The organism is Rhizobium sp. CSW-27 (genome assembly GCF_018760785.1).
Lineage (GTDB): Bacteria > Pseudomonadota > Alphaproteobacteria > Rhizobiales > Rhizobiaceae > Neorhizobium.
Genome location: NZ_JAHHZO010000099.1, coordinates 1 through 230 on the forward strand (window position 1 = coordinate 1; position 230 = coordinate 230).

A 230-nucleotide genomic window follows, 5' to 3' on the forward strand; every position below is an offset into this window, starting at 1 on the left:
ACGGGTTCCGTTGCCGGCGCCAACGGCGTATCGCTGACGGCAATGACGGGTGGTCTGACGCAGGCGTCGGGTTCGCTGATCGATGGCGGCACGGGTAACGTGGCGCTGTCGGCCGGTACGGATGCCACGATTGGCCAGGTGAAGACTGCGGGTGCCGGCACGATCGGCATCACGGCAGTCGCGGGCCGGATCGACCTGAACGATGCGATCGAAGCGGCCAACGGTTCGGT

At 67.0% G+C, this 230-nt stretch carries 1 protein-coding gene; it reads left to right on the forward strand.

Annotated features, from left to right (window positions below):
* Positions 1-230 (forward strand): hypothetical protein (locus KLP42_RS26780; protein WP_215571175.1); only part of this gene is annotated, 230 nt, incomplete at both ends.